General features: G+C 34.1%; 22 protein-coding genes. 19 read left to right on the top strand and 3 right to left on the bottom strand.

The window, feature by feature from the left end:
* Nucleotides 1–166: 166 nt before the first annotated feature.
* The 16 genes from trpD (at nt 167) to ACQW5G_RS00110 (ending at nt 13,877) form a co-directional block, all read left to right on the top strand.
* Nucleotides 167–1,183, top strand: coding sequence for an anthranilate phosphoribosyltransferase (gene trpD, locus ACQW5G_RS00185; RefSeq protein WP_429971094.1), 1,017 nt, complete (start codon nt 167–169; stop codon nt 1,181–1,183).
* Nucleotides 1,184–1,185: 2 nt separating this feature from the next.
* Complete coding sequence (gene trpC / locus ACQW5G_RS00180; RefSeq protein WP_429971093.1) at nt 1,186–1,971, top strand: indole-3-glycerol phosphate synthase TrpC; 786 nt, start codon at nt 1,186–1,188, stop codon at nt 1,969–1,971.
* On the top strand, nt 1,958–2,533 hold the full coding sequence (locus ACQW5G_RS00175) for a phosphoribosylanthranilate isomerase (protein WP_429971092.1): 576 nt from the start codon (nt 1,958–1,960) through the stop codon (nt 2,531–2,533). The genes trpC and ACQW5G_RS00175 overlap by 14 nt, the downstream gene beginning before the upstream one ends.
* A 9-nt stretch (nt 2,534–2,542) precedes the next feature.
* Entirely contained in the window at nt 2,543–3,733 is a 1,191-nt protein-coding gene (trpB, locus tag ACQW5G_RS00170) for a tryptophan synthase subunit beta (RefSeq protein ID WP_429971091.1), read from the top strand.
* Nucleotides 3,726–4,496, top strand: coding sequence for a tryptophan synthase subunit alpha (gene trpA / locus ACQW5G_RS00165; RefSeq protein WP_429971090.1), 771 nt, complete (start codon nt 3,726–3,728; stop codon nt 4,494–4,496). Before trpB ends, trpA begins: the two co-directional genes overlap by 8 nt.
* A 117-nt stretch (nt 4,497–4,613) precedes the next feature.
* Nucleotides 4,614–5,906 carry a replication-associated recombination protein A gene (locus ACQW5G_RS00160; protein WP_429971089.1) on the top strand — a complete coding sequence of 431 codons (1,293 nt, stop codon included), beginning with the start codon at nt 4,614–4,616 and terminating at the stop codon, nt 5,904–5,906.
* Nucleotides 5,899–6,249 (top strand): winged helix-turn-helix transcriptional regulator, encoded by a 351-nt coding sequence (locus tag ACQW5G_RS00155; RefSeq protein ID WP_429971088.1) that lies wholly within the window; start codon nt 5,899–5,901, stop codon nt 6,247–6,249. Before ACQW5G_RS00160 ends, ACQW5G_RS00155 begins: the two co-directional genes overlap by 8 nt.
* Nucleotides 6,250–6,357: 108 nt before the next feature.
* Nucleotides 6,358–7,386 (top strand): zinc-binding alcohol dehydrogenase family protein, encoded by a 1,029-nt coding sequence (locus ACQW5G_RS00150; protein WP_429971087.1) that lies wholly within the window; start codon nt 6,358–6,360, stop codon nt 7,384–7,386.
* 122 nt (nt 7,387–7,508) lie between these two features.
* Complete coding sequence (locus ACQW5G_RS00145; protein ID WP_429971086.1) at nt 7,509–8,249, top strand: ABC transporter ATP-binding protein; 741 nt, start codon at nt 7,509–7,511, stop codon at nt 8,247–8,249.
* On the top strand, nt 8,227–9,363 hold the full coding sequence (locus ACQW5G_RS00140) for an ABC transporter permease (RefSeq protein ID WP_429971085.1): 1,137 nt from the start codon (nt 8,227–8,229) through the stop codon (nt 9,361–9,363). Before ACQW5G_RS00145 ends, ACQW5G_RS00140 begins: the two co-directional genes overlap by 23 nt.
* 12 nt (nt 9,364–9,375) lie before the next feature.
* Nucleotides 9,376–10,020: a TetR/AcrR family transcriptional regulator gene (locus ACQW5G_RS00135; protein ID WP_429971084.1), complete on the top strand. Its 645-nt coding sequence runs from the start codon at nt 9,376–9,378 to the stop codon at nt 10,018–10,020.
* A gap of 177 nt (nt 10,021–10,197) precedes the next feature.
* Nucleotides 10,198–11,517: an MFS transporter gene (locus tag ACQW5G_RS00130; RefSeq protein ID WP_429971083.1), complete on the top strand. Its 1,320-nt coding sequence runs from the start codon at nt 10,198–10,200 to the stop codon at nt 11,515–11,517.
* A gap of 69 nt (nt 11,518–11,586) precedes the next feature.
* The gene (locus tag ACQW5G_RS00125) at nt 11,587–12,012 is read left to right on the top strand and encodes an RrF2 family transcriptional regulator (protein WP_429971082.1); all 426 of its coding nucleotides are present in this window, start codon (nt 11,587–11,589) and stop codon (nt 12,010–12,012) included.
* Between the two features lie 9 nt (nt 12,013–12,021).
* Nucleotides 12,022–12,762 (top strand): SIR2 family NAD-dependent protein deacylase, encoded by a 741-nt coding sequence (locus ACQW5G_RS00120; protein WP_429971081.1) that lies wholly within the window; start codon nt 12,022–12,024, stop codon nt 12,760–12,762.
* A gap of 117 nt (nt 12,763–12,879) precedes the next feature.
* Entirely contained in the window at nt 12,880–13,287 is a 408-nt protein-coding gene (locus ACQW5G_RS00115; protein ID WP_429971080.1) for a DUF2255 family protein, read from the top strand.
* A 2-nt stretch (nt 13,288–13,289) separates the two neighbouring features.
* The gene (locus ACQW5G_RS00110) at nt 13,290–13,877 is read left to right on the top strand and encodes a TMEM175 family protein (RefSeq protein ID WP_429971079.1); all 588 of its coding nucleotides are present in this window, start codon (nt 13,290–13,292) and stop codon (nt 13,875–13,877) included.
* A 42-nt stretch (nt 13,878–13,919) separates the two neighbouring features.
* Here ACQW5G_RS00110 and ACQW5G_RS00105 read toward each other — a convergent pair whose 3' ends face one another.
* From ACQW5G_RS00105 to ACQW5G_RS00095, 3 genes are read right to left on the bottom strand one after another with little or no spacing between them, the layout of a single operon-like run.
* On the bottom strand, nt 13,920–14,240 hold the full coding sequence (locus tag ACQW5G_RS00105) for a branched-chain amino acid transporter permease (protein ID WP_429971078.1): 321 nt from the start codon (nt 14,238–14,240) through the stop codon (nt 13,920–13,922).
* Nucleotides 14,230–14,919: an AzlC family ABC transporter permease gene (locus ACQW5G_RS00100; protein WP_429971077.1), complete on the bottom strand. Its 690-nt coding sequence runs from the start codon at nt 14,917–14,919 to the stop codon at nt 14,230–14,232. Before ACQW5G_RS00100 ends, ACQW5G_RS00105 begins: the two co-directional genes overlap by 11 nt.
* On the bottom strand, nt 14,916–15,350 hold the full coding sequence (locus tag ACQW5G_RS00095; RefSeq protein ID WP_429971076.1) for a GNAT family N-acetyltransferase: 435 nt from the start codon (nt 15,348–15,350) through the stop codon (nt 14,916–14,918). The genes ACQW5G_RS00100 and ACQW5G_RS00095 overlap by 4 nt, the downstream gene beginning before the upstream one ends.
* 173 nt (nt 15,351–15,523) lie before the next feature.
* Here ACQW5G_RS00095 and ACQW5G_RS00090 point away from each other — a divergent pair, with 173 nt between their 5' ends.
* From ACQW5G_RS00090 to ACQW5G_RS00080, 3 genes are all read left to right on the top strand, one after another.
* On the top strand, nt 15,524–16,192 hold the full coding sequence (locus ACQW5G_RS00090) for a type 1 glutamine amidotransferase (protein ID WP_429971075.1): 669 nt from the start codon (nt 15,524–15,526) through the stop codon (nt 16,190–16,192).
* A gap of 52 nt (nt 16,193–16,244) precedes the next feature.
* A complete protein-coding gene (locus ACQW5G_RS00085; protein ID WP_429971074.1) occupies nt 16,245–16,931 on the top strand; it encodes a YjjG family noncanonical pyrimidine nucleotidase in 687 nt (228 codons plus the stop codon).
* A gap of 129 nt (nt 16,932–17,060) precedes the next feature.
* Nucleotides 17,061–17,996, top strand: coding sequence for an ATP-binding cassette domain-containing protein (locus ACQW5G_RS00080; RefSeq protein WP_429971073.1), 936 nt, complete (start codon nt 17,061–17,063; stop codon nt 17,994–17,996).

Genomic DNA, 17,996 nt, shown 5'->3' with positions numbered 1-17,996 from the left:
TTACTCAAATTCAAGGTGGCACCGCGGGAAACCGTCCTTTACTTATCTAGTAGAGGGCGGTTTTTTTGTATTTAAAATTAAAGGAGATTGGGAATTATGGAAAAGAGACGATGGCAAAACTACTAATTAATTGATGTGAACTTTTAAATTAGTAGGAGAAAAAGAAATGATTAAAAACGCAATTGAACTATTAAGCAAACAACAAGATTTGAGTGCAACTCAAGCTGAGGCAGTCTTAGACGAAATTATGAATGACCAAGCCAATGAAATTGAAAAATCCGCCTTTTTGATGGGACTTTCAATTAAAGGCGCTACCATTGATGAAATTTCTGGAGCAGCTAATTCATTAAGAAAACATGCGACCCAAATTAAACCAGCTCATCCAGTATTAGAAATTGTCGGAACTGGTGGAGATCAGGCCAACACTTTTAATATCTCAACTACGACCGCAATTGTCGTTTTGGCAACTGGAATTGTTCCAGTTGCCAAACATGGAAATCGTGCCGCTAGTAGTAAAAGTGGGGCGGCCGATGTTCTTGAAGCCCTCGGAGTTAACTTATTAGTTAGTCCGGAACAATCAGCCAAAATGTTGTCCGATAATCAAATTTGTTTCTTATTTGCGCAAAAATATCATCAAGCAATGCGGTTTGTGGCTCCGGTTCGCAAGACCTTGAGCATTCCCACCATCTTCAATTATCTGGGACCACTAGCCAATCCCGCCGGTGCCAATTACCAATTACTCGGAGTTAACGATGAAAAATTAGTTGAACCAATGGCCCATGTTCTAGACCAACTTGGTGTTACGAATGCCATGGTGGTCCATGGAAATGATGGCCTCGATGAAGTAACGTTAACGACTACTACCAAATATGCTAAACTCAATCATCATGAAATTACCACAGGTGAAATCAATCCAGAAAAGTTAAGGTTACACCTTTGCCAACCGGCTGACTTAGTTGGCGGGACTCCGGAAGAAAATGCTGATATTACGAAAGCCATTCTCAATGGAGAACCAGGACCCAAACGCGATATCGTAATTTTGAATGCTGCTTGTGCGATTCAAATTGTGAAACCAGAACTAAGTTTAGTGGATGCGATGCAGTTGGCCGCAGAAACCATCGATAGTGGTAAAGCAAAACAAAAACTAGCAGACTTTGTCGCTGCTAGCCACGTGGGGGATTAATCATGATCTTAGATGATTTAACTAATGTAACTAAAGTCCGAATTGCTAAAGAAAAAGCAGCCTTACCACTAGACGACTTAAAAAAACAAATTAACTATGATGCTATCACTTACGATTTTCCGTTTGAAACTGCCTTACGCAAACCAAAGATGAGTTTTATTTGTGAAATCAAACGTGCATCACCTTCCAAGGGCGATATCAAAACCAAGATTGATGTTGAACAACTTGCGAAAGCCTACCAACAAGCTGAAACAACTGCCATTTCTGTTTTAACTGAACCAGATTATTTCAAAGGAACTTTAGCCGATTTACAACAAGTTACCGGAGCAGTTGATGTCCCAGTCTTACGGAAAGACTTTACCGTTGATCCGTACATGATATATCAAGCTAAAACAGCTGGTGCAAGTGTTATCTTGTTGATTTGTGCAATTTTAGATGATAATCAATTACATGAATACTTTGAGATTGCTAACCAATTAGGATTATCAGTAATCTTTGAAGCCCATAACGAAACTGAAATTAAACGAGCAATTGCTGCCGGGGCTCGAATCATTGGCATCAATAATCGAAATTTAAAAAACTTCACCGTTAATATGGATAATTCAAAACAACTACGTGAACTTGTTCCAGATGACATTTTGTTTATTTCTGAAAGTGGCATTAAAAGTCATGCTGAAATTGCTGAACTTGAAGCAATTGGAGTTAATGGAGCGTTGATTGGCGAAACCATGATGTTAGCGGATGACAAAGCGCAGAAATTAAAGGAATTAGCTCATGGTCAAAATTAAAATTTGTGGTGTGCAAACTTTAGCTGACGTTGATAATATCAATCAAGTTCAGCCTGATTTAATTGGATTTGTATTTGCACCCAGTAAGCGCCAAATTGGTTTAAAAACGGCCCAACAATTAAGAGAACAACTGAACCCAGACATCATTTCAGTTGGTGTCTACGTTGGACAAACTACGGCTGAAATTAAAGCCGCGCTAGAACAACAAATTATTAGCCAAGTTCAATACTATGGTAAATTACCGAATGATTTAATCCAGACAGTTCACAATTTAAATGGAGAAATCATTCAAGTTGTGACTGATAAAAATGAAATTAATGCGGATGCTGACTATGTCATGTTTGATGCAAGTAAGGGGCGTGGAATTGCGGCTAAAGCGTTTACTAACCATCACTTAAGTCAACCAGAATATTTATCTGGGGGAATTAATCTGACTAATGTCGCAGAAGCAGTGAAAACTACGCAACCAATCGTCGTTGATGTCTCCAGTAGTACTGAAACTGACGGACACAAAGACTTAATCAAAATGCAGGCACTAACTGATTTAGTGCATCAATTGTAGGAGAAAATTATGACTAACAAAAATGGAAAATACGATATCTACGGGGGACAATACGTTCCGGAAACTTTAATGCATGAATTACAAGAAATTGAAAAGACTTACTTAGCTGCCAAGGATGATCCAGAATTTCAAAAAGAATTACATGATTTATTGAATAACTACGCCAATCGTCCTTCACTTTTGTATCATGCTAAGCACATGTCAGAAGACCTAGGTGGCGCTCAAATTTACTTGAAACGAGAAGATTTGAATCATACCGGTGCTCATAAAATTAACAATGTCATTGGCCAAGCTTTATTAGCCAAGCGCATGGGGAAGAAGAAGTTAATCGCCGAAACTGGTGCTGGTCAACATGGGGTTGCGACAGCGACGATTGCTGCTTTGATGGGGATGGAATGTGACGTTTACATGGGAAAAGAAGATACAGATCGTCAAAAATTAAACGTGTTCCGCATTGAATTACTTGGTGGTCGTGTTCATCCCGTTACCAGTGGATCAATGGTCCTCAAAGATGCTGTGAATGCGGCGATGCAAGCATGGGTTGCTAACGTCGAAGACACTTTCTACGTTTTAGGTTCAGCAGTTGGTCCACATCCATTCCCATTGATGGTGCGTGATTTCCAAAGTGTCATTAGTAAAGAAGCTAAGAAACAAATTATGGCAGAAGCTGGACGTTTGCCAGATGCAGTTGTCGCTTGTGTTGGTGGTGGAAGTAACGCCATTGGTAGTTTTGCCGATTTCATTGAAGATCCAACAGTTCAATTAATTGGTTGTGAAGCCGCCGGAAAAGGAGTGGAAACGGATCAACATGCTGCTACTTTAGAAAAAGGGAGCGACGGAATTTTCCATGGTATGAAATCCAAATTCCTGCAAAATAAAGATGGTCAAATTGATGAAGTTTACTCAATTTCTGCGGGACTAGATTATCCCGGAATTGGACCAGAACATGCAATGTTAGCGAAAACTGGACGTGCTCAATACGTCGGAATTACTGATGAAGAAGCCGTTCAAGCTTTTGAATACATTGCAAGAACTGAAGGAATTATTGCTGCAATTGAAAGTTCACATGCGATTGCTTATGTGCAAAAATTAGCACCAACGATGCGCAAAGACCAAATTATTATCTGTACCATTTCTGGTCGTGGTGATAAAGATGTGTCCCAAATTGCCAAATACAGAGGGGTAGATATTAATGAGTAAACTAAGTGAAATTTTTGCTAACCAAAAAGCATTCATCGGTTTCGTGGTTGCCGGAGATCCAAGTATTGAAGCCACAGTTGATAACATTTTAGCTTTGGCTGCCGGCGGTACTGATTTAATCGAAATTGGAATTCCATTTTCAGATCCAGTGGCGGATGGTCCCGTAATTGCAGCTGCTGATAAACGGGCATTAGATCGTCACGTAAATACTGATGACGTTTTTGAAATTGTGAAACGAGTACGAGAAAAGTCAGACGTACCGATGGTCTTTCTAACATACGCAAACTTAGTCTTTAAGACTGGCTACGATGAATTTTGTCGTCGTTGTGCTGAATTAAATGTCAGTGGGATGATTATTCCTGCTATGCCATTTGAAGAACAAACGGAATTGTTACCAAGCATTGAAAAATATGATTTAGATTTAATTCAATTGGTCACACCAACTTCACGGGAACGAATTGAAAAGATTGCGAAACGTGCGACTGGTTTTATCTATGTCGTTTCTTCAATGGGAATTACTGGAACTCGTGATGAGTTTAAGACTAATTTACAATCCTTAACTGATAAGATTAGAAGTTATACGAAGACACCAATTGCCATTGGATTTGGAATTCATACCCCAGAACAAGCCAAAGCAATGAGTGAGTTAGCTGATGGTGTAATTGTGGGAAGTCAAATTGTTGATTTAATCGACAAAAATGGCGAAGAAGCACCGGCTAAACTGACTGAATATGCACAAGTAATGAAAAAAGCAATTGAATAAATTTATGATGACGCTGGAAGCAATTCTAGCGTTATTTTTGTGCAAAAGATTAAATTCGATTTGGTGATAGTGGTAATATTAAAGAAATAGCTAACAAATTGTAAGAGGAAATTAATAATGAATGATGAAATGAACTTATTCAGTAAAAATAATATTCACCAGCCATTAGCTGATGAAATCAGACCTCGAAAATTAGATGAGATAGTGGGACAAAAACAACTTTTGGGTTCCGGGAAACCATTGCGGCAAATTATTGATAAAAAGATTCCCATTTCATTGATTTTATGGGGCCCACCTGGTACTGGAAAATCAACTTTGGCTTTTGTAATGGCCAGTGCGTATGGTTTACCATTTGAAAAATTTAATGCCAGTATTGATAATAAAGCTGAATTACAAAAATTAGTGGCTAACCATCCGAATGAATCTTTTGTGTTACAACTTGATGAAATTCATCGATTAACGAAACCGATTCAAGATTATTTGTTGCCATATCTTGAATCTGGTAAAATTTTATTAGTTGGAACTACTACTGAGAATCCCATTATTACTATTAATCCTGCCATTCGGTCACGATGTGAATTATTTGAATTTAAACCAGTATCACCAGATGATATTGTGCCTGTTTTACAACGAACTACTAAATCAGTTTTTAATTTTGAATTAGATCAAAAATCAGCAAAAATGATTGGCAATTCTGCTAACGGGGATGTACGAGTAGCATTAAATATGCTCGAAACATTGGTTGCTATGCATGGTAAAACATTAAATCAAAAACAAATTGCAGAGTTTGCTCAGAATCAACATTTTGCCTTTGATAAAGATACAACTTATCATTACGATTATCTGAGTGCTTTCAATTATGCAATTATTGGTTCGGATACGGATGCGGCTTTATATTATTTAAGTGTGATTTTAAATTCCGGCGATTTAGAATCAGCAATTAGAAGAATTCGTGATGCAGCATATATGTGTATTGGTTTAGCAGATCCAAGGGCAGTGGATACGGCAGTTTTGGCTTGTGATACTGCTGAAAAAATTGGTTTGCCCAGAGCATCGACCAATCTTTCGTATGCAACCATCATTTTATGTTTAGCGCCTAAATCAGATTCAGCCTGGAAATCATACGAACGGGCTAACGAAGATGGAAAAGAAGCTAATCAGTTACATCCAATGCCAACTTATTTGCGAGATTCCCATTATAAACATTCGATTGAAACAACTGGTGGTGGGGATATGATTAATCCATTTAATGAAAAACATCAAGTTGCCCACCAAAAGTATTTACCTAAAGATCTTGAAGATAAGCAATACTATGAACCACGTGATAATAAGCGCGAACAAGCCTATTATCAAAGATATAAAGCTTTGAAAAAATATTTATATGGTAATGGAGCTGAAAATAATGAGTAATCGACATATTTATGATTGTAAAGATGGTTGTCCAATTGAAAGTACACTACAGATAATATCTGGAAAATGGAAAAGTGTGATTTTATATCATCTTTTTGAAAATAAAGTTTTGAGATTTAATGATTTTGATAGAAAAATTCCAGCGTGTTCTAAAAGAATGTTATCATTGCAACTTAGGGAATTAGAAAATGATAATGTAATTTCAAAGAAAATATATCCAGTTATTCCACCTAAAACGGAATATCGCTTAACTGATTTTGGAAAAACTTTAGAACCAGTGATAAGAGAAATGGAAAAATGGGGAAATATTTACAATTCAGTTCATCAGAAAAGTGCTAATTAGCACTTTTTTTGTGGGGAAAATTTTGTAACTAGGTCACTTAAATTACATTATTGTATTAATTATTTATAGAATTATTATTTAATTAATAAATCAATTGGAGGAATAATTATGAATAATGAAATGAAAGCAATCGGATACAAAAAGCATTTGCCAATCAGTAATCCAGATAGTTTATTTGAATTTACGACAAAAATTCCAATACCTGAAGCACACGATTTAATTGTTAAAGTAGATGCAACATCTGTAAATCCTGTTGATATGTTTACAAGACGTGGACAGAAAAAAGAACTTTCAGAACCCAAAATAATTGGATATGATGCTTACGGAACTGTAGTAGAAACTGGAAATGAAGCAACTTTATTTAAACCAGGTGATAAAGTATTTTATGCGGGTGCATATGATAGACCTGGAAGTGATAGTGAGTTTCAAGCAGTGGATGAACGAATAGTAGGACATGCACCTAAAAATTTAACTAAAGCTGAAAGTGCAGCAATGCCATTAACTAGTTTAACCGCATGGGAATCTTTATTTGAACAAATGGATATTGATTTCTATAATGTTAATGAAAATAAAGATAAGTCAATTTTGGTGATTAATGGTTCTGGGGGAGTAGGATCAGTCGCAACACAATTAGCTCATCTAGCTGGTTTAAAAGTAATTGCAACTGCTGGTGGAGAAACAGCTAAAAAATGGGAATTAGAACATGGGGTAGATTATGTGGTTGACTATCATAAAGATATTGTTCAACAAGTCCATGATTTAGGTTTTAAAAATGTAAATTATATTTTAGAATTAATTAATTTAGATTATTATTGGCCAACTATTAGTAAATTAATTGCCCCATTTGGAAATATTGCTTCTACTACTGGGTCTGGAAGAAATCTAAATTTCCAACCTTTAAAGTCCAGAATGGTTCGTTTTGGATGGGAATGGATGTATGCAAAATCATGGTACCATACACCCAATATGATTACGCAACATGAAATTTTAGATGAAATAAGTAAGCTATTAGACGAAGGCAAATTAAAGAGTACCCTCACTAAAACTTTTACACCAATTAATGCTAGTAACTTGCGTAAAGCCACATCCTTAGTTGAAAGTAAGCATATGATTGGAAAAGTAGTAATAGAAAACTAATAATATATTTTTAAAGAATCTTCTTATTTGAAGGTTCTTTTTTTATGAATAATGTTAAAAAACTTGTTAAATTTAGGTTTATAATATATAGTGAGTGAGTACTCATTTACAGGAGGAACATTATGGAAAATACCATTTTAGTGAAAGATTTACAACAAGGATACGGAAAAACAATTGTATTAAAAGATATTAGTTTAGCACTTAAACAAGGAGAAATTTTAGCGTTAATTGGACCAAGTGGTTCAGGCAAATCAACCTTGATTAAATCAGTTATGGGAATGAAGTTACCACAAAAAGGGACCGTGAAAGTTTTAGGAACTACAATGCCAAATCGCAAAATTTTATCAAAAATTGGATTTATGGCCCAAAATGATGCTTTATATGGACAATTAACTGGAAAAGAAAATCTTGAATTTTTTGCAGAATTACAAGGCGTACCTAAAAAAGAAATGGCGAAAAGCATTACTTATTCAGCTAATGTGGTTAATTTACTTCCACATCTTAATAAGTATGTGAAAGATTACTCTGGTGGGATGAAACGAAGATTATCTTTGGCAATCGCGTTAGTAACTAATCCAACCTTACTAATCTTAGACGAACCAACTGTTGGAATTGATCCAGAATTAAGACAACAAATTTGGAAAGAATTGAATAAGTTATCCAAAGCTGGAGTTACGATTCTTTTAACCACGCATGTGATGGAAGATGCCGAACAAGCTGACCAACTCATGATGATTAGAAAAGGTGAAAGTATCGCTCAAGGTTCACCAAAGCAATTATTAAAACAATTTGATGTTGCTAATATTGAAGATGTATTTATTAAAGCAGGGAGGGTTCAAGATGCGCGTTTGGACAATAATTAAAAGAATTTGTTTAGAGATGATTCGGGATAAAAGAACATTATTAATGATGTTTATTGCACCACTTTTCATCCTAACGTTAGTAAACTTTCTTTTTACTAATAATACAGAGCCAGTTACCAAACTAGGGGTTCAGAATGTTAATACTAAGATAGTTAATTCAATTAAAAATAGTCATCTTAAAGTTCATGATGTTGCTGACAATAAAGACCCAAGGGATGTAATTGAAGAAAAAAATTATGCTGGAGTTTTAACGCAAAAAGGTAATCACTTAGAATTAACATTACAAAATAGTGATCAATCTAAAACTGGATTATTATTACAAGGAATTAAAGCTGCCCAAGTTAAATTACATACCCAAGCGGCTAAAGAAACCATTACGAAACAAGCATTAGCTTTAGATCAGATGCAAAAACAATTGAGTGAGGTTACTCATGTTAATTTACCAACGCATCAGCAACCACAACCTAACCAATATAGTTTTTCAACTAAATATTTATATGGAAGTAGTAAATCAACATTCTTTGATACATTATTGCCAATTATGATTGTTTTTATTATCTTTTTCTTTGTCTTTTTAATTTCAGGGGTTTCCTTTTTAGGGGAAAGAACCTCTGGAACGTTAGAGAGGGTTTTGGCAACCCCAGTTAGAAAAAGCCAAATTGTGATGGGATATATTGGGGGATATGGTTCATTTGCAGCTGTTCAGTCACTATTGATTACATTATTTAGCATCTATGTCTTTAAAGTTCAAATTTTAGGTAGTATTTGGAATGTAATTATTATTTCGTTATTTACGGCCTTAGTTGCCTTAACTTTGGGACTATTAATTTCAACATTTGCTAATTCGGCTTTTCAAATGGTCCAATTTATTCCATTAGTAATGCTTCCACAAGTATTTTTCTCTGGAATTGTCCCAATTCAACAAATGGCAGATTGGCTTCAACCAATTTCACGAATTATGCCGCTTTACTATAGTGCTCAAGCAATTAGTGATGTTATTCAAAAAGGAAACGGAATCTTACAAATCTTACCAAACTTATTGATTTTATTAGTTTTTGCACTTGTATTCTATGGATTAAATATTATAGTAATGAAGAAGTATCGTAGAGTATAAGGAGTAGTGGAATTGAACAATAATATTGAAAATGTCTTTAAAAACAGTATTACCGAAACTAATTTATCCGAAAAACAACAAGCTGTTTTAAAAGCTAGTTTAGAACTTTTTTCGCAAAAAGGGTTTGAAAATACCAATACCAAAGATATTGCACAAAGAGCAGGAGTATCAGAAGGAACCGTTTATCGAGAATTTAAAACGAAACAGGGAATTTTGGATGCCATTTTAACTCCGTTTAATAATTTGGTAATTCCCAAACTTGCTAATGAATTCTTTGATGATATTTCACAACATGACAATGAAAATTTTGAAAGCTTTTTGAATTATTTTATTAATAATCGGATGCATTTTGCGATTGAAAACCGAGATCAAATTCGAATATTTTTACAAGAGTTTTTACATTCAGAGTCATTATTAGCGGCTTTTAAAAATGAGGTTGAAGCTAATATTACAATGGGATTAATTCCGATTTTAAAAAAATATCAGGATAATGGACAAATTAAAGTAATGCCAGTTCAAACCATTGTACAAATTATTTTAAGTACCACATTGGGATATATGATTCCTTGTATAGTGACTAAAAAACAAGTTTCAACAACTGACCTTAATGAATGGTCTAAACAGGCGACAAGTTTGATTTTGAATGGAATTGCATAAAAAATAGATTTTAATATGTTTGATATTATCAATGACTTTAGAAGAAATTCTAAGGTCATTTTTTTATTTGCAAGAGTTATAAATTGACGAAAATATGCTTTTAGATATAATAAGTATATATTTATTATACTTATTTGTTTGAGTATTAAATATACAAAATTTAAGGAGTGTTTACATATGAAAAAGACAAAAAGTATTATTATGTGGCTGGCTTTAATTGGGGCATTTTTAACGGTTTTAGATACAGGAATTATCTTTACTGGAACGGTTAAATTGGCCTCAGACTTACATTTGAACTCTAGCCAACTTTCTTGGGTTCAAGTTGCATATGTTCTTACATACGCTGGTTTTATGTTGTTGGGAGGTAAATTAGGCGATGTTTATGGACGAAAAAAATTGTTTATTGCAGGTTTATTAATTTTTGCAGTAGGGAGTTTGATGGTTGGTATCTCTAATAATGCATCAATGATTATTGGATTTAGAGCTTTCCAAGGAATTGGTGCTGCTATCTTACAACCAACTTGTTTAGCAATTATTACTGATACATTTGAAGGGGAAGAACTTAAAAAAGCAATCGGTTATTATTCTGCTGTAATTGGGGCGGGTGCTGCTGTTGGAATTACTTTCGGTGGATTTTGTGCAGCATTTGTATCTTGGAGATTAGGATTTATTATTAATGCACCTATTGCTTTGATTATGGTATTTGTTGCTATGAAAGTACTTAGAAATACTAAATCAAATCAAAGAAATTTAGATTTAATTGGAACAGTTTTGTCAGTCTTAGCGATGATTTCATTATCGTACGGAATTGATGGAAGTTCATATCCTGTTCCAACCTTGATTTTGTCTGCTATTTTATGGATTATATTTATTGTTAGTCAAGCATATGTAAAGGAACCAATGATGCCATTGATAATATTTAAAAATCGAGAAAGATTTGGTGCATACGTTGGATCATTACTATTCTCTGCGGCAGGAGTGATTTTCTGGTTCTATATTCCCCAATTTATGCAATTACAATTTAAAGATAGTGCTTTTGTCGCAGGTATTGGGATGGTTCCAATGTCAATTTTACTTTTCTTCGTTGCACTACAAGTTCGTAAGATTGTTAAAAAATTAGGTAACAGTAAGGTTATGTTAATTGGGTTGATTTTAGTTTTTATTTCTTCAGTTGGATTAACTGCTTTTGCTAAGACAACTAATTACTGGGTGTTATTCCCATTCACATTAACCTTTGGTGCAGGATTTGCACTTGCACTAACCCCGCTAACTTTTTCAGCTATGGACAAATTATCTGGGGAAATTACAGGAGCAGCATCAGGGGTTTATAATACCACTAGACAATTTGGTGCAGCACTTGGTCTTGCCTTAGGTACATCGGTAACTGCTGGCGTATTAAAAATCACAACTATTTTTAGTGATGTTATGAAATTATCTTCAGTATTAGTCGTTGTAGGAATTGTTTTTGTTGTTTTATTGGTAATTCGCAAAAAGTAATTCATGAAGTTAAGTTTTTATTGTAGTATGATTAAAAAATACAATACACGATAGAAAGAGGTTAAAATTATGTCATATTCTGTAGGTTATTCGCAATCTTTAGAAATTTTATTTTATATTGATTTAAAAACTAAAATTGGAGCAGAGACATATTTAACCATTCAACAAATTTCAAACACCTTAAATATTCCTGTTCCGAGTGTTAAAAGATTAGTTGGAATGTTAAAGAAAGCAGAACTTTTAGACTCAAAAAAAGGAACAAAGGGTGGATTAGCATTGGCTAAGGATGCATCTGATATTACAATGTACGATGTTTTTGAAGCGATTGAGGGTTCATCGTCATTATTTAAAATATATGATGACTTTAACACGGATGCTTTTGTTCATAAAAATGAAGCAAAACGTATGCTAAAAAGTATTGAAGATGTTCTTTCTGTATCAGAAAATGCCATGATAAATGAATTGAAAAAGAAAACTTTAGCGGATTTTTTCTAAATTAAGGGGATGACTATTATTAGTCAAAAGCAAAAGATAGAAGAAGCAGTTAATCTAATTAAAAATGGTAATCACGTTGTAGCATTTACTGGTGCTGGCATTTCGACTGATTCTGGTATTCCAGATGTAGATGGAATCATTAATATTTTGGATAATGATCCAGATTTTATTGGTGATCCATTTACGTTTTCAAGTAGTAGATATGCTATCAATCATACCGATGAGTTTTACAAATTATATCGACAGACTTTCTTTCAAGAAAATGCAAAACCTAATTATACTCATAAATTTTTAGCTGATTTGGAAGCAGATGGTATTTTAGATGGAATTGCCACTATGAATATTGATTGGCTTCATAAAATGGCAGGTAGTAAAAATGTATTTGAGTATTGGGGAAATATTCGGAAAAATCGCTGTACTGGTTGCCATAAGTTATATGACTGGTATATTTTGAAAAAAGAAGAAATTCCTAGATGTGATGAATGTGGAAGTATAATCATTCCAGAATTTATTATGAAAAACTTAGCCACATATCCAGACCAAGTAAAACAGGGGACTGATTTAATTAATCAAGCAGATGTTTTACTGATTTTAGGTACAAAACGCGGACCTAGTAGCTTTCCACGTCATATTAAGAAAATTATTGTTAATAATGAAACTATTAATGATACATCAAAAGATGATATTTACATTAAAGGTGACAGCGATAGAGTCTTCAAAGAAATGATGTCACAATTTGATTATCTATAAAAACCAAAAGAGTAGCTCGATATTTTCGAGCTGCTCTTTTTAAATGAGTCATGGTATTAGAATTTTATCAATGTAGATAATATAATGTTATTAACTAATAAAAAGGAAGCTAATATTATGACTGACACAAAACATTGGACTCAAGCACAACTAAAAGAATTTGCGATTTTGGACGATTTTCATATCGCACCATTTCATCCAGATATGAAGACAACGGGAACTTTAACTTATATTTGGTCAGTAGTGGTTGGAGATAATTTATATGTAAGAGCTGGTTACGGACAAAAATCTAAATGGTTTGCTGCTGCTAAAGCACAAAAAGCAGGTAAGATTGAATTAGGCGGTAAAGTCTATGAAGTTAACTTTGAATGGATTCCAGAAGATACAGATGAACACTTGATGGATGAAATTGATCAAGCATATCGGGATAAATACAACCAAAAAGATGCTTACTCAACTGGCATAATGACTGATAAAACCCCAGATGGACCTAGAACTGCTACTATTAAAGTGACCCCAAGATAGTTATGAATAAAGGTCGAATAGAAGCGTTTACGGATGCTATTATCGCTATTGTGATTACTATCATGGTATTAGATATTAAAGTTCCAGAATCATATCATATAGCTGCCTTGTTAAAAGAATGGCCATCATTTTTTGCCTATGCAATTAGTTTCTTTTACATTGCGGTTGCTTGGTATAATCATCATTATATGTTTTCCATTATTAACTGGATTAGTAAAAAGACCTATTGGGCAAATATGCTATGGCTATTTGTGACCTGCCTTTTCCCCGTCTCAACGGCATGGATTGGTGAATATATAACTTATAGGGGACCAGAGTACATCTACTTTGGTTTATATACTATTTGGAATTTAACGTATCTAATCTTGAGTAAGAATGTCATTAATGGAATCAACGAACAAAAAGATATTGATAAAATTTATAGCATGTCCACTTACAAATTATTAAATAACTATTGGTTTATTGGATTTACAGTTTTCGCAATTGTCTTGATTTGGTTCTACCCACCAATTGCGTTAATCTTTACATTTATTGAAGCAGCAATTGGATTTATTAATACCAATCCTGATAGTGACAGATTAAATAATTAACAAAAATAAAGAGTAGCTCGATATATTTTCGGGCTACTCTTTTTAAATTATATTTACCAAAATGATGTATAAAATCGTACCAACTGACATCGACAATAGCATATTCTTTTTCCATAAGTGGATAATAACTGTAATGAGTCCACAAGTAATTGCTATGATAGTTTGCTTGTCTAAACTAAGCAGATAATCTTTGTAACAGTAGATTACTAAGATACCTAAAATGGCGGATGGCAGTGCATCACCAATATAGGTTACTAGCTTAGGAATTTGGCGATTTTTAAAAATCATAAAGGGTAAAAATCTAGTTAATAAGGTCGCAAATGCGGCAATGAAAATGGTAATGATTTGTTGATTAAAGGTCATGGGCATGCTCATTTCGATATTGAAAAATGACGATGATAGTTACTGCTAAAATTGAAAGTGGCAAAAAGAATTGCTTGCCAACAATAAACAGCAAAATTAATGGAATGATCAGTCCCAAAACAGAATTAGTATGCTGGTTTTCCCCAATAAAATTATCAATAAACATAATCAGGAAGAGACTGACCATGACAAATTCCATTCCATTTAAATTAATCGTGATAAACGAAGCAATTATGATTCCCATGATGGTTCCAACTAGCCGATAAAGGTAGCTTAATTCTGTGACATAAAGCATGAACTGAGTTTGATCAACTTCAGCTGGGACTTTGGTTGAAAAGTTAATTACAAATGATCCATCACATAGTCCAAAAAGTAAAATCCATTTTCGCCAACCACTAACTTTGTAGAGTTTTAACAACGAAATCCCATAAAAGAAGTGGCGGGAATTAATGATTAACACTAAGATGAAAATCATTAAGGGATTGAAACTTTTCAATAATAAACTGCCGACAATAAATTCTGATGAACCACCATAAATCGTGGCAGCCATTAAAACTGATAGTAAGGGATTAATTCCTAATTGATGCATGAAAATTCCATAGGTGATTCCTAAAAAAATAAAGCTAATCATAAATGGAAAGGTTAGTTTAAACGCTAATTTAAAGGCTGTATTTTTCATAAAGCCACATGAATCATCTTAGTATGTTTGATGCCTTCTTCTAGGAATTCATCACCGACACAAGTGAAACCATTTTTGGCATAATAGCCAATCGCATATGATTGGGCATCAATTTCAACAGGAAGACCAGGGTAGTCAATTGCAATTTGTTCGAGAATTTTAGCGAGCAGTTCACGACCCTTTCCGGTACCACGAAGTGCTTGTGTGGTTAACACACGACCAAAAGTAACATGGTTATCCTTTTGGAAAATTCGCGCATAAGCTGCAATTTTACCATCGACTTTTTCAAACAGATGAGTCGAGATGGTGTCGTTAACGTCTGGATCAACGTAATGGATATTTTGTTCCATATTGAACACTTCAGCTCGAGTTTGATAGATTTCAAATAGTTCAGTAGGAGTTAAATCATTAAATTTTTTTGCAGTCCACATAATTGTTCACCTCATAATTTTATTGTTTTTATTAATTATAATCATATAGTTGCTTTTGTCTACTAATTTATAATATTTGCCTTCTGATTGTTAAAAATGGTACGATAAAGTCCAATATTGGTAATTGCAGGCGTAACCAAAACAAAGATTGCCGTTGATGTGAAAGGGTAACAATGAGAATCAACGTTTTGCAACATACACCAAATGAAGGACCAGGAACTATTCAAGAATGGGATAACCAACACGGTCATGAGCTTTATATTTATCATCCATATCAATATGGAATTTTACCTAAAGCTGATGAAACTGATATGTTAGTCATCTTGGGAGGACCACTGAGCCCGAATGATGATGTAGATTGGATTAAGGCAGAACGAGTTCTAATTAAACAAATGCTGAAAGAACATAAACCAATGTTTGGGGCATGTTACGGAGCACAACAAATTACGAAAGCTTTAGGATATCCTGTTTCTAAAGCTCCCGCTAAAGAAGTTGGCTGGGCACCTGTTTATTTAGAAAGTGATAAGATACCTGGACTTCCAGATACCTTAACGGCGTTACACTGGCACGAAGAAATGTTTGAAATTCCTGATGAAGCTGAATTGTTATTCAGTTCTGACTTGGTGAAAAACCAAGGATTTCTTTTGGGAGATAGTGTGATTGGATTACAATTTCATTTTGAACCAAATGCAGATAATGTGCGCGAAATCGCTATTAATGATGGCGCATATGCATTAGATCATAATGATTTACACCAAACTCCAGCAGAAATTATCCATCATGAAGTTCCATCAGAAAACAAAACAGTGATGTTCAAATTGTTAGATTTTATAACGAAATAATTACGATGAAAGGCACATTTTTGTGTCTTTTGTTATTTAAAAGAGGATTTTTATGTATAAATATGTAATTTTTGATTTAGACGATACGATTTTAGATTTTCATCGTGGTGAGATTGAAGGGGTTACCGCAATCTTAAAAGAATATAAGGTTCCCGATATCGAACTTGGATTAAAGAAATATATCAAAATTAATAACGATGTTTGGTCACAAATTGAAGATGGAGCAGCATTGCAACCATTATTAGATTCGCGATTTACAAAGGTCATGGCTTACTTTGGCATTAAAGTTGATGGTCAAGCGGTTGAAAAAGAATATCGTGAAATGATCAACCATAATTATCATAAAATCGCCGGCGTAGATAAATTATTGAAAAAATTAGCTGATAGTGACGTGAAAGTGGTGGCGGGAAGCAATGGCTTTAGAAAGACCCAAGTTGGCCGTTTGAAGGGCGCTGATTTGTACCAATACTTTGATCAAGTTAACGTTTCAGAAGATGTTGGGGTTGCTAAACCAGACTCAAAATTCTTCGAACATATCTTCAAATTAAATCCTGGTATGACGAAAGAAAACGTCATTATGGTCGGTGATGGAGTTAAGTCAGATATTCTTGGTGCTAATCGATTTGGCATTGATAGCATTTGGTACAATCCTAATCATAAGCCTATGAACCCTAAGATTAAACCAACTTACGAAGTGGATAATTATCAGGATATGTATGACATTATTGTAAATAAATAAGCACGAAATCTCAGTAAATTATTTTACTGGGATTTTTTTATTTACATATTTTTTGACAATCATAATAAGGTACCCTTATAATAACCTTTGTAAGGCGCCCTTACTATTATAAAAAGGAATGTGATTATTATGAATGAACAATATGCTGTTACTGTAAAAAATCTAAAAAAAGTATTTAAAAATCAAACTGCTGTTGATGATATTTCATTCAACATCAAAAAAGGTGAAATTTTTGCCTTACTTGGACCCAATGGGGCAGGGAAAACAACTACCTTAAGAATGATGACTACATTATTAAAGCCAACTAGTGGAAAGATTGAAATTCTGGGTCATGATACGCAAAAAGAACCTCAACTTGTACGTTCATTGTTTGGCCTTACTTCTCAAGCTTCTTCAATTGACGAAGATTTAACGGCACGGGAAAACTTAATGATTTTCTCACGGTTAAATGATTTATCTGTTGCTGATTCAAAGAAAAGAACGGCTGAATTATTAAAAGAATTTGATTTAGTTAATTCAGCAGATAAACCATTGTCAGACTTTTCTGGGGGAATGCGGCGTCGATTGGACTTAGCTGTTAGTTTAATTGCTAGGCCAGCAGTAATTTTTTTAGATGAACCAACAACTGGATTAGATCCTCGAACTAGAATTCAAATGTGGAATGTTATTCGAGATTTAGTTGCTGAGGGATCAACGATTGTGTTGACTACTCAATATCTAGAAGAAGCTGACCAATTAGCTGATCACGTCGCAATGATTGATCACGGAAAACTTGTTGGTTACGGTACGCCAAATGAATTAAAAGAAAAAGTTGGTGGCATTAAACTAAATTTGAAATTTGAGGATGAAAAACAAGCTCGTTTAGCTATTACAAAGATTGAAAATATTATTTCTGAAAAAGTTAAAGCAACTGGAGCTGAAATTAGCATTCCGCTTCAAGATATTAATGAAGTAACAATTATCCTAAATGAGCTTACGACTGCACAAATTAAATTTATTGATATGAATGTGCAACAACCATCAATGGATGACGTATTCTTTGCCATGACAGTTGGTAAAAATTAG

Origin of the sequence: Fructilactobacillus sp. Tb1 (assembly GCF_050500285.1) — a bacterium.
GTDB lineage: Bacteria > Bacillota > Bacilli > Lactobacillales > Lactobacillaceae > Fructilactobacillus.
The sequence above is the reverse complement of the archived record's forward strand: the minus strand, read 5'-3'. Positions and strand labels throughout refer to the sequence as shown.

What these genes read in the sequence shown, in the direction of transcription:
- ACQW5G_RS00155 (WP_429971088.1), top strand. Translation starts at nt 5,899, where the DNA reads ATGAGTAATCGACATATTTATGATTGTAAAGATGGTTGTCCAATTGAA.
- ACQW5G_RS00095 (WP_429971076.1), bottom strand. Translation starts at nt 15,350, where the DNA reads ATGTGGACTGCAAAAAAATTTAATGATTTAACTCCTACTGAACTATTT.
- trpD (WP_429971094.1), top strand. Translation starts at nt 167, where the DNA reads ATGATTAAAAACGCAATTGAACTATTAAGCAAACAACAAGATTTGAGT.
- ACQW5G_RS00130 (WP_429971083.1), top strand. Translation starts at nt 10,198, where the DNA reads ATGAAAAAGACAAAAAGTATTATTATGTGGCTGGCTTTAATTGGGGCA.
- ACQW5G_RS00090 (WP_429971075.1), top strand. Translation starts at nt 15,524, where the DNA reads ATGAGAATCAACGTTTTGCAACATACACCAAATGAAGGACCAGGAACT.
- ACQW5G_RS00115 (WP_429971080.1), top strand. Translation starts at nt 12,880, where the DNA reads ATGACTGACACAAAACATTGGACTCAAGCACAACTAAAAGAATTTGCG.
- ACQW5G_RS00105 (WP_429971078.1), bottom strand. Translation starts at nt 14,240, where the DNA reads ATGACCTTTAATCAACAAATCATTACCATTTTCATTGCCGCATTTGCG.
- ACQW5G_RS00110 (WP_429971079.1), top strand. Translation starts at nt 13,290, where the DNA reads ATGAATAAAGGTCGAATAGAAGCGTTTACGGATGCTATTATCGCTATT.
- ACQW5G_RS00125 (WP_429971082.1), top strand. Translation starts at nt 11,587, where the DNA reads ATGTCATATTCTGTAGGTTATTCGCAATCTTTAGAAATTTTATTTTAT.
- ACQW5G_RS00160 (WP_429971089.1), top strand. Translation starts at nt 4,614, where the DNA reads ATGAATGATGAAATGAACTTATTCAGTAAAAATAATATTCACCAGCCA.
- ACQW5G_RS00085 (WP_429971074.1), top strand. Translation starts at nt 16,245, where the DNA reads ATGTATAAATATGTAATTTTTGATTTAGACGATACGATTTTAGATTTT.
- trpB (WP_429971091.1), top strand. Translation starts at nt 2,543, where the DNA reads ATGACTAACAAAAATGGAAAATACGATATCTACGGGGGACAATACGTT.
- ACQW5G_RS00120 (WP_429971081.1), top strand. Translation starts at nt 12,022, where the DNA reads ATGACTATTATTAGTCAAAAGCAAAAGATAGAAGAAGCAGTTAATCTA.
- trpA (WP_429971090.1), top strand. Translation starts at nt 3,726, where the DNA reads ATGAGTAAACTAAGTGAAATTTTTGCTAACCAAAAAGCATTCATCGGT.
- ACQW5G_RS00175 (WP_429971092.1), top strand. Translation starts at nt 1,958, where the DNA reads ATGGTCAAAATTAAAATTTGTGGTGTGCAAACTTTAGCTGACGTTGAT.
- trpC (WP_429971093.1), top strand. Translation starts at nt 1,186, where the DNA reads ATGATCTTAGATGATTTAACTAATGTAACTAAAGTCCGAATTGCTAAA.
- ACQW5G_RS00140 (WP_429971085.1), top strand. Translation starts at nt 8,227, where the DNA reads ATGCGCGTTTGGACAATAATTAAAAGAATTTGTTTAGAGATGATTCGG.
- ACQW5G_RS00100 (WP_429971077.1), bottom strand. Translation starts at nt 14,919, where the DNA reads ATGAAAAATACAGCCTTTAAATTAGCGTTTAAACTAACCTTTCCATTT.
- ACQW5G_RS00145 (WP_429971086.1), top strand. Translation starts at nt 7,509, where the DNA reads ATGGAAAATACCATTTTAGTGAAAGATTTACAACAAGGATACGGAAAA.
- ACQW5G_RS00150 (WP_429971087.1), top strand. Translation starts at nt 6,358, where the DNA reads ATGAATAATGAAATGAAAGCAATCGGATACAAAAAGCATTTGCCAATC.
- ACQW5G_RS00080 (WP_429971073.1), top strand. Translation starts at nt 17,061, where the DNA reads ATGAATGAACAATATGCTGTTACTGTAAAAAATCTAAAAAAAGTATTT.